We start from the raw sequence: 10,297 nt of genomic DNA, 5'->3' as shown, positions 1-10,297 counted from the left end.
CCAATCGATAAAACCACTCTGTAGCACACCCCCAAATAGTCGGGGTGCTGTCACTGCGTGGGGGCCGCTATCGCGGGGGGGCCGGGGCAGCCCCCCCCCCCCCCCCCGGCGGCCGGCGCCGCCCGCCCGGGTGCCCCGGCGCGCCGGGCCGGACGGGCGACGCCGTACCTCTTCCTCGCCCCGTACCTGCTGCTGTTCGGGGTCTTCGGCCTGCTGCCGATCCTGCTCGGCCTCTGGCTCAGCGTGCACCAGTGGGACTTCCAGCTGCCCCACCGGCCCTTCGTCGGGCTGGACAACTACCAGGAACTCTTCTCCAGCGACTCGGCCGTCTACGGCGACTGGTGGCAGAGCGTCCGGGCGACGGCGATCTTCACCGTCTTCGCGGTGCCGCTGCTGGTGGTCGTCCCGCTCGGGCTGGCGCTGCTGCTGAACCGCTCGTTCCCGGGCCGGACCTTCTTCCGGGCGATCTACTTCGCGCCGTACGTGCTGGGCGTGGCGGTGATCGGCCTGCTCTGGCGGTTCCTGCTCGACGCCAACGTGGGCCTGGTCAACCGGCTCGCCGGGGTGGTCGGTCTGCCGGCCGACACGCCCTGGGTGACGGACGTGCCGTGGGCCTGGGTCGCGCTGGTCGGGGTGACCGTCTGGTGGACCTCCGGCTTCAACGCGGTGATCTACCTGGCCGGGCTCCAGGACATTCCGCAGGAGCTGTACGAGGCGGCGAAGGTGGACGGCGCGAGCGCCTGGGAACGGTTCCGGCACGTCACGCTTCCCGGCCTGCGCCCGGTGCTGCTCTTCGTGGTCACCACGACCGTGCTCGCCTCGGCGAACGTGTTCGGTCAGTCGTTCCTGATCACCCAGGGCGCGCCGGGCACGGAGACCCGCACCGTGGTCTGGTTCATCGTCGAGGAGGGGCTGCGGGACAACGACGCCGGCCGCGCCGCCGCGATGAGCATCGTGTTCGCCCTGATGCTGGCGGTCGTGAGCATCGCCAACTTCCGCCTCTTCCGCTACCGGGAAGACTGAGGGGACCGCCATGACGACGCCCACGCGCACCACGCGCGCCCCCGCGCCGACCCGCGCCGGCGCCCGGGCGACCGGCCGCGCCCCGGGGACGGCGCTGCGCCGGACCGCGCTCTACGCCACCCTGGTCGCGCTCGCCCTGGTCTTCCTGCTGCCGCTGGTGTGGATGGTCATCACCTCGCTGAAGACCTACACCGGGGCCCAGCAGATCCCGCCGACCTGGCTGCCGGATCCGATCTCCGGGTACGGCTACGAGCAGATCCTGAACAACGCGGCCAACCCCGTGCTGCGCTGGTTCGCCAACAGCATGCTGGCCGCCACCGCGCACGCCCTGCTGGTGCTGGCGACCGCCTCGATGGCCGCGTACGCCCTGGCCCGGATGCGGTTCCGCGGCCAGAGGGTGCTCTTCGCGCTGATCGTCGGAACGCTGTTCATCCCGCCGACCTCGCTGATCATCCCGAACTTCCTGATCGTCGACGAACTGGACTGGGTCGACACCCTGGCCGTGGTGATCGTCCCCGGGGCGGCGAGCGCGTTCGGGGTGTTCTTCCTGCGGCAGTTCTTCCTCTCCCTGCCCCGGGAACTGGAGGAGGCCGCGGTGCTGGACGGGGCCAACCAGTGGCAGATCTTCTGGAAGGTGGTGCTGCCGCTGTCCAGGCCGGCGCTGGCCACGCTGGCGGTGCTGTCGTTCCTCACCAACTGGAACGACTTCCTCTGGCCGATCTTCGTGCTGTTCAGCCCGGAGATGCTCACGCTGCCGCCGGGGCTGGGCCTGCTCCAGGGGGCCTACAACACCGACTACCCGCTGATCATGGCCGGTGCGGTGCTGGCCAGCGTGCCGGTGCTGATCCTCTTCGTGCTCGCCCAGCGGCACATCATCCAGGGTGTCTCCCGCAGCGGTCTGAAGGGATGACGGTCGGGATCCGGCGGCGCGGCGCGGCGGCGGTGCTCGCCGCCGCGCTGCTCGCCGCCGGTTGCGGTGGTGGAGAAGAACCTTCGAGCACGGGAGACGACGCGCGCATGTTCACCAACCCGGTCGTACGCACCGACGCGCCCGACCCGCAGGCGATCCGGGTGGGCGACACCTGGTACCTGTTCCACACCAACGCCGGGGGCCGCAACGTCCCGGTGCTCACCTCTGCGGACCTGGTCGACTGGACCCCGGCCGGGGACGCGCTGCCGGAGCTGCCGGCCTGGGCGGACGCCGGGAAGACCTGGGCGCCCGAGGCGATCGAACTGGCCCCGGACCGGTTCGCGCTCTACTACACCGTCGCCGGGCGCGAGTCGGGGCGGCAGTGCGTCGGACGGGCCGTGTCGAGCGCGCCGCAGGGGCCGTACCGGGACGACTCGACCGGGCCGCTGATCTGCCAGGCGGAGCTGGGCGGGGCCATCGACGCCAGCCCGTTCCGGGACGCCGACGGCAGCCTCTGGCTGCTGTGGAAGAACGACGGCAACGCCATCGGGGTGGACACCTGGATCTGGTCGCAGCGCCTCTCGGACGACGGGCTGCGCCTGGTGGGCGAGCCGACCAAGCTGCTGAAGCAGACCGAGCCGTGGGAGGGCACCCTGATCGAGGGCCCGTTCCTGCACCGCCAGGACGGCAGGCTCTTCCTGTTCTTCGCCGCGAACGCCTACGACCGCGCCGAGTACGCGGAGGGCTACGCGGTCTGCGAGTCGCCGGCCGGGCCGTGCGTGAAGGCCCCGGAGAACCCGATCCTGAAGACCAACGAGGTCGCCTCCGGGCCGGGGCACGCCTCGATGGTGGTCAAGGACGGGCGTACCTGGCTGCTCTACCACGCCTGGCCGCCCGGCCAGGAGGGCACCGTCGACCCGGGCCGGCAGGTCTGGCTCGACGAGGTCGTCTGGACCGACGGCAGACCTGTCGTGCAGGGGCCCACGGCCGGGCCGCAGCAGAGGCCCTGACCGGGGACCTTCCCCGGAGGGCGGCCAGCCCGGCAGACCGCACGCACGACCCGTGGACACCGACAGCGCGGCACCCGACAGGATCGGGTGCCGCGCTGTCGGTGTACACCAGAGGAAGCGCGACCGGACCGCGGCGGGCGACCCCGGAGGGTTTCCGGGGAGCCCGGGCCGCGCAGGGATCAAGCCTGACCGCCCGGAGCGGGCCGGGCTCCCCGCAAACCCCACCCGCGATGAGCCGGAACCCCCGCCCGAGATCAGACGGAAGCCGGTTCCCGGGAGTCGACGGGCGAGGAACGCCGGGCGAGCCGGTTCTTCCGGTAGCCGTAGCCGAAGTAGATCACCACGCCGAGCAGCATCCACGCGGCGAACCGCAGCCAGGTCTCCACCGACAGGTTCAGCATCAGGTAGAAGCAGGCCAGCGCCGAGACGATCGGCAGCACCGGGGAGAACGGCACCCGGAACGGCCGGTCCAGGTCCGGGCGCTTGCGCCGCAGGATCGGCACCGCGACCGAGACCAGCACGAACGCCGCGAGCGCGCCGATGCTGACCAGGTCGGCCAGGGCCGACAGCGGCAGGAGGCCGGCGAGCAGCGCGACCGCCACCGTCATGACGGCCGAGATCCGGTACGGGGTGCCCCAGCGCGGGTGCACCTTGGCGATCGACGGCGGGATCAGCCCGTCGCGGCTGATGGCGAAGCCGATCCGGCCCATGGCCACCAGGTCGACCAGGATCACGCTGGTCAGGCCGGCGACGGCGGCGATGGAGACGAGGACGCCGGCCCACTCGGCGCCGACCGCGTTGAAGGCCGCCGCGATCGGGGCGCCCCGGTCGATCTCGGTGTACGGCACCATGCCCACCACGACCAGCGAGACGCCGATGTACAGCACGGTGGAGATCAGCAGCGTGCCGAGCAGGCCGAGGGTGAGGTCCCGGCGGGGCCGCCTCGTCTCCTCGCCGAGGTTGGCCACCGCCTCGAAGCCGGTGTAAGCGAAGAAGACCACCGCGGCGGCGCTGAGCACGCCCACGAAGCCGAACACCGAGGGCTCCAGACCGAAGAGCGCCTGGGTGACGGGCTGCTTGATGCCGTCCTCGCTGCCGTCGGCGGGCTTCGCCGGCGGGATGAACGGGGTGAGGTTGGCGGCCTTCACGAAGAACAGGCCGGCGATCACGATGAAGACGCAGATGGCGACCTTGACCAGCACCAGCAGGTTGGTCACCCGGGCGGACTCGCGGATGCCGACGATCGCCACGACGCCGAGCAGCAGCACGATGCCGATCGCGCCGACGTTGACGACACTGCCCTCCTCGCCGAACCAGGCGGTGGGCAGGCCGACGAGTTCGGCCAGATAGCCGGACCAGCCGCGCGCCACCACCGCCGCGCCGAGGGCGAACTCCAGCAGCAGGTCCCAGCCGATGATCCAGGCGACGATCTCACCCATGGTCGCGTACGCGTAGGTGTAGGCGCTGCCGGCGGTCGGCACGCTCGACGCCAGTTCGGCGTAGCAGAGGGCGGCGAGCAGGGCGACCAGGCCGGCGATGGCGAACGAGACCACCACGGCGGGACCCGCGCTGTCCCGGGCCTCGATGCCGGTGAGCGTGAAGATGCCGGTGCCGATCACGATGCCGATGCCGAAGCCGGTGAGGTCGCGGGCGCCGAGCCGGCGCTTCAGGCCGGGCCCGCCGTCGTCGCCGTCGGCCTCGCTCTGCGCGATGACGTCCCCGATCGGTTTGGTACGCAGCACGGACACGTGTCACCCCTCCCACCGCCCGGACCACCCCCGTGGCGGCCGGTGACCGGCGATGCTACCCAGGGCGGACCCTCCTCAACCGCCACGTCTCGGGCTATTCGGGCCACCACCCGGCGTGTGCGTCCCACCACGGTTCGCCCCGTGAGCCCGGCCACAGGGGGGAGCCGGTGTCGACGGACGGATCGATCCCGCCCAGACTCTTGCGCAGAGCCCGTGACGTGTGAAAATTTCCTACCAGCGGCAGATTGCCAACGGCGAATCTTGCCGTCTGCGCCGCGATCCACCCCTGACACGGGAGCCCCAACGAAGGGACACACCGCATGAAGGCAACTCGGCTCGGAGCCGCCGGGCTGGCCGCCGCACTGCTCGGCGCGCTCGTCGCCGCCACCCCGGCGAGCGCGGCGCCCGACACGGCGACCACCGCCGCCTCCACCACCACCTGCGTCACCGACCCGGCCACGCCGAAGCGGCAGTTCCGGGCCATGTGGATCTCCTCGGTCGTCAACATCGACTGGCCGAGCAAGGCGTCCCAGACCTCGCCGGACCGCGTCGCCACGCAGCAGGCCGAGTACCGCCAGCTGCTCGACCTCGCCGAGCGGCTCAACCACAACGCCGTGGTCGTCCAGGTCCGGCCGACCGCCGACGCGTTCTGGCCGTCGCCCCACGAGCCCTGGTCGGAGTACCTGACCGGGGTCCGCGGCGAAAACCCGGGCTGGGACCCGCTGAAGTTCGTGGTCGAGGAGGCGCACAAGCGGAACCTGGAGTTCCACGCCTGGTTCAACCCGTACCGCGTCTCCATGCCCGCCCCGGGCGGCGCCGGCGCCGACATCACCAAGCTCGCGCCGAACCACCCGGTGCGCGAGCACCCCGAGTGGACCTTCGCCTACCCGCCGGCCGGGGTCGCCGGCAGCCGGCTCTACTACAACCCCGGCATTCCCGAGGTCCGCGAGTTCGTGCAGACCGCGATGATGGACGCGGTCAAGCGGTACGACGTCGACGGCGTGCACTTCGACGACTACTTCTACCCCTACCCGAGCGGCACCCACCAGGTGCCCGACGACGCCACGTTCGCGGCGCACAACCGGGGCTTCACCGACAAGGCCGACTGGCGGCGGGACAACATCAACCTGCTGATCCAGGAGATGAACGCCAAGATCAAGGCCGAGAAGCCGTGGGTGAAGTTCGGCGTCAGCCCGTTCGGCATCTGGCGCAACCAGTCGGCCGACCCGTTGGGCTCGGACACCACCGGCAGCCAGTCGTACGACATCATCTCCGCCGACACCCGCAAGTGGGTCAAGGAGGAGTGGATCGACTACATCGTGCCGCAGCTCTACTGGTACATCGGCCAGTACCCGGCCGCCGACTACGCCCGGCTGGTGCCGTGGTGGGCGGACGTGGTCAAGGGCACCCGGGTGCAGCTCTACATCGGGCAGGCCGACTACAAGAGCGGCGACCCGGTCTACGGCTCGTTCTGGCAGAACCCGCGCGAGCTGTCCGACCACCTGACGCTCAACCGGGCGCACCCGGAGGTCCTGGGCAACATCCACTTCTCGGCCGTGCAGGTGCGGGCCAACCGGCTCGGCGCGACCGACATCTACGCCGCCGAGCACTACTCCCGCCCGGCGCTGATCCCGACCATGGCGCACCTGCCGAAGAAGCCGCTGCTCATGCCGGTGGTCACCCAGGCCGCGCGGCAGGACGACGGGGTACGCCTGAGCTGGCACCAGCCGGCCGACGGCGTGGGCCCGCTCGGCACCGCCACGTCGTACGCGGTCTACCGCTTCGACGGGGTCGGCCTGGCCGGCCGGTGCGACTTCGCCGACGCGGCGCACCTCGTCGACACGGTCCGCGCCGACGGTGACAACCGGACCCAGTCCTGGGTGGACACCACCGCCGAGGCGGGCAAGCGGTACACCTACTACGTGACCGCGCTCGACCGGCTGGCGAACGAGAGCGCGGCCAGCCCGCCGGCCTTCGTCCGCTGACGTCCCACGGATGCCCCGGGTGCCCCTGGCACCCGGGGCATTCGTCTGTTTCGGCACCTGTCACCAAATGTTGGCGGGCACCACATCCCCCGGCAGAGCCATTGATCGACACTGATCGGCACTCCGGTGACCCGCCGGTAACCCCGTCCCACCCGCCACCCCCTGCGGAGGTAACCGTGCCCAGACGCCTCACCACCCTGCTCGCCTCGGCCGCGCTCGCCGCGCTCGCCGTCTTCGGGGTCTCATCCCCCGCCGCCGCCGTCACGCCCACGCAGAAGCTGTCCGTCCTGTCCAGCTGGACCCAGACCAGCGCCACCAGCTACAACGCCTGGAACTCCGCCCGGCTGAACAAGGGCGCCTGGGCGGATTACGCCTTCGACTGGTCGACCGACTACTGCTCGTCGAGCCCGGACAACCCGCTCGGCTTCAACTTCACCCTCTCCTGCTACCGGCACGACTTCGGCTACCGCAACTACAAGGCGATGGGCCAATTCTCGGCCAACAAGTCCCGCCTGGACAGCGCCTTCTACGCCGACCTGCAGCGGGTCTGCGCCACGTACAACACCGTCGTGCGGCCCGCCTGCTACAGCCTCGCCTGGACGTACTACCAGGCCGTCAGCGCCTTCGGCTCCGTCGCCGCCGTGCAGCAGGCCGACATCGACCGCGCCGCCCGGATGAAGGCCGACGCCGAACGCCGCGCCGCCCTGCGCCGCTGAACCACCCGTACCGTCCAGGGGTTCGCGTCCCCGGCCCGCCCGGGTGACGCGGACCCCGACCGGCGGGCCCCCGCCGTCAGGCGTGACCGGTGTGGTGGCGGCGACGGTCGGGGGTGACGGGCTGGCGGGGAGCCACGCGGGCGGGACCGGCGGCGAACCTCGCCGAGCCCACCGCCAGGTCCGGGTGCTCGACGGCGAGGGCCAGCGCCGCCGCCTCCTCCAGCCCCAGCTCGGCCCCCTCGCCGTACGCGCCGTCGAAGGCCGTGTCGCCCAGCTCCCGGCGCAGCTTCCCCTGCCGCTGCACCCAGTACCCGCCGTAGATGCCCGGGGCACAACGCATGCTCGCCCGGGTCGCCCCCGCCGCGCCGAACAGGCGGGCCGCCGTCAGCCCGTCGCCGCCGGCCGCGCAGCGCACCGCCATCGCGTTCAGCGTGTCGCAGGCCCGGCCGTGGAAGCCGTGGCTCATCCGCGACCGGAGCGCCACCTGGAGGTGCTCGTGCGCGGCGACCAGGTCACCGCGCGCCAGGGCGACCATCCCGAGCAGCATATCGACCGAGCGCCGCCCCCGCTCCACCGGGCGCGCCGCCTCCACCGGCCGGGCCGAACCCAGCAGCTCGGCCGCCTCGTCCAGGGCGCCCCGCCGCCAGAGCAGCTCAGCCAGGCTGAACACCCCGAAGAGCGCGTCGCCGAGCACCTCCTGGCCGGACGCCCAGTCGATCACCTCGCGGCAGATCCGCTCGGCCTCCGCGAACTGTCCCATGTCGACCAGCGGGGCGGCCCGCCCGGCGAGCACCCGGGCGAGCAGGCCGGCGTCGCCCGCCTGCCGGGCCGCCGCCTCCGCCCGCTGGGAGTAGCGCAGCTCCTCGGCGAACTCGCCGTCCGCGCCGGCGTGCAGCGAGTGCATGTGGTACGCCGCCGCCAGCTCGGCCTCCGGGATCCGCTCCCCCGTCTCGGCGATCCGCCCGTACAGCCGGAACAGCCAGAGCCGCCCCTCCCGGGCCAGGCCCCGCTCCCGCCACCACTGGTCGAGGCTCCCGGCCAGCCGCAGGCCGGCCCGGGCGCTGCCGCCGGTGGCGCACCAGCGCAACGCGGCGCGCAGCTCGCCGGCGAGCGGGTCGAGGGCGTAGAGCGAGAGGGTCACCGGCCGCCCGTCCGGGCCCAGGTGGGCGCGCTCCAGCGCGTGCCTCGACCACGCCACGTGCCGGTTGCGGGCCGACCTCTCCTCCCCCGCCTCCACCAGCCGCCGCGCCGCGTACGCCCGGATCGGGTCCAGCATCCGGTAGGTGCTGCCCGAGGCGTGCGGCTCCGCCAGCACCATCGACTTGTCGACCAGCACCGAGAGCGGATCGAGCGGATCGTCGCCGAGCAGCCACTCCACCGTCGCCAGGTCGACCGGGCCGGCGAAGACCGCCAACCAGCGCAGCAGCCGGGCGGCGCGCGGCCCCAGCGTGCGGTACGACCAGGTCACCGTGGCCTGCATGGTCAGGTGCCGTTCGGTGGCGGGACGCTGCACCGCCCGGACGCCCGGGCCGGGCGACGCCATCCCCACGGCCGCCCCCACCGGGTCCTGCGGGTCGTCCGACCAGCCCGGCTCCACCGGGGGCGGGTCCGGGTCCTCCCGGCCCGCGTCCAGGGTGCCCAGCACGTCGTCGAGGCGCTCGGCGAGCTGCCCGACGGAGAGCACCCGCAGCCGGGCGGCGGCCAGCTCGATGGCGAGCGGCAGCCCGTCCAACCGCCGCACCACCCGGCGCAGGTCGGCCGACTCGGCCGGGTCCGGCGGCCGGCCGCCCCGGGCCGCCGCCGTCCGGTCCAGCAGCAGCGCGACCGCGTCGCTCTCCGCCCCGTCCGCCGGCGGGTCGACCGACAGCGACGGGATCCGCCAGACCACCTCGCCCGGCAGGCCGAACGACTCCCGGCTGGTGGCGAGCACCCGGACGCCCACCCCGCCGGCGAGCAGCCGGGAGATCACGTCTGCCGAAGCGGCCGGCTGGGCGTCGCAGGTGTCCAGGAGGACGAGCATCCGGCGCGCGGCCGCGTACTCCACCAGCGTGTCGACCATCGGGCGGCCCGGCTCGGGACGCAGACCGAGCACGGCGGCGACCTCGAACGCCACCAGCCCCGGGTCGGTGACCGCGGCGACGTCGACGAACCAGACACCGTCCGGATGGGACTCCACCAGGTCGACGGCGAGTTCCACGGCCAGCCGGGTCTTGCCCGCCCCGCCCGCGCCGAGGACGGTGACCAGCCGGTGCGTCTCCACCAGCCGCCTCAGCTCGGCCCGCTCGGCGTGCCGGCCGACGAACGAGGTGACCGGGGTGGGCAGGTTGTGCGCGGTCGCGTCGGCGGTGCGGGGCCGCGGGAACTGCCGCTCCAGGCCCGGAGCGACCAGTTGGAAGAGCCGCTCCCGGTCGTCGAAGCCGCGAAGCCGGTGCAGGCCGAGGTCGAGCAGGGACGCGCCGGGCGGCAGCGGCTCCACGTGCCGCGCCGTCGACCCCGAGCAGAGCACCTGGCCGCCGTGGGCGGCGGCGGCGACCCGGGCCGCGCGGTGCACCTCCGGGCTGACGTACTCGCCGTCGCGCGGCTCCGCCCAGCCGGTGTGCAGCCCCATCCGGACCCGGGGCACGGCGTCGGCGGTGGGCCACTCGTGGCTGGCCAGCGCCCGTTGCGCGGTCAGGCAGGCGGTCAGCGCGGCGGTCGCGTCGCCGAAGGCGAGGAAGAACGAGTCCCCCTCGGTCAGCAGCTCCGCGCCCTCGGTCGCGGCGATCGTGCGGCGCAGCAGGCGGCGATGCTCCCGCAGCACCGGCCGGTAGTCCGCGCCGAGCAGTTGGGCCAGCCGGGTGGAACCCTCGATGTCGGTGAAGACGAAGGTCACCAACCCGCTCGGGAGGTGGATCCGTGGCGACAT

Annotated in this window: 7 protein-coding genes; 5 read left to right on the top strand and 2 right to left on the bottom strand. The window is 73.0% G+C overall.

Translation table 11 applies throughout. The annotated features are described in order from the left end of the window. Window positions 1–57: 57 nt before the first annotated feature. The 3 genes from AB0G13_RS23680 to AB0G13_RS23670 are packed head-to-tail and all read left to right on the top strand — an operon-like array spanning window position 58 to window position 2,943. The gene (locus AB0G13_RS23680; RefSeq protein WP_357877957.1) at window positions 58–1,023 is read left to right on the top strand and encodes a sugar ABC transporter permease; all 966 of its coding nucleotides are present in this window, start codon (window positions 58–60) and stop codon (window positions 1,021–1,023) included. A 10-nt stretch (window positions 1,024–1,033) separates the two neighbouring features. Further along, the gene (locus AB0G13_RS23675) at window positions 1,034–1,933 is read left to right on the top strand and encodes a carbohydrate ABC transporter permease (RefSeq protein WP_357877954.1); all 900 of its coding nucleotides are present in this window, start codon (window positions 1,034–1,036) and stop codon (window positions 1,931–1,933) included. Continuing rightward, a complete protein-coding gene (locus tag AB0G13_RS23670; RefSeq protein ID WP_357877951.1) occupies window positions 1,930–2,943 on the top strand; it encodes a glycoside hydrolase family 43 protein in 1,014 nt (337 codons plus the stop codon). Before AB0G13_RS23675 ends, AB0G13_RS23670 begins: the two co-directional genes overlap by 4 nt. A gap of 254 nt (window positions 2,944–3,197) precedes the next feature. Here AB0G13_RS23670 and AB0G13_RS23665 read toward each other — a convergent pair whose 3' ends face one another. Continuing rightward, window positions 3,198–4,691 carry an amino acid permease gene (locus AB0G13_RS23665; protein ID WP_357877948.1) on the bottom strand — a complete coding sequence of 498 codons (1,494 nt, stop codon included), beginning with the start codon at window positions 4,689–4,691 and terminating at the stop codon, window positions 3,198–3,200. A 320-nt stretch (window positions 4,692–5,011) separates the two neighbouring features. On the opposite strand from AB0G13_RS23665, the gene AB0G13_RS23660 reads away from it, so the two are divergent. Further along, window positions 5,012–6,676, top strand: coding sequence for a family 10 glycosylhydrolase (locus tag AB0G13_RS23660; RefSeq protein ID WP_357877945.1), 1,665 nt, complete (start codon window positions 5,012–5,014; stop codon window positions 6,674–6,676). Between the two features lie 176 nt (window positions 6,677–6,852). Continuing rightward, window positions 6,853–7,392: a phospholipase gene (locus tag AB0G13_RS23655; protein WP_357877942.1), complete on the top strand. Its 540-nt coding sequence runs from the start codon at window positions 6,853–6,855 to the stop codon at window positions 7,390–7,392. A 76-nt stretch (window positions 7,393–7,468) separates the two neighbouring features. On the opposite strand, the gene AB0G13_RS23650 is transcribed toward AB0G13_RS23655, so the two are convergent. After that, complete coding sequence (locus tag AB0G13_RS23650; RefSeq protein ID WP_357877939.1) at window positions 7,469–10,297, bottom strand: adenylate/guanylate cyclase domain-containing protein; 2,829 nt, start codon at window positions 10,295–10,297, stop codon at window positions 7,469–7,471.

The organism is Micromonospora sp. NPDC023633 (genome assembly GCF_040640035.1).
Taxonomy (GTDB): Bacteria; Actinomycetota; Actinomycetes; order Mycobacteriales; family Micromonosporaceae; genus Micromonospora.
The sequence above is the reverse complement of the archived record's forward strand: the minus strand, read 5'-3'. Positions and strand labels throughout refer to the sequence as shown.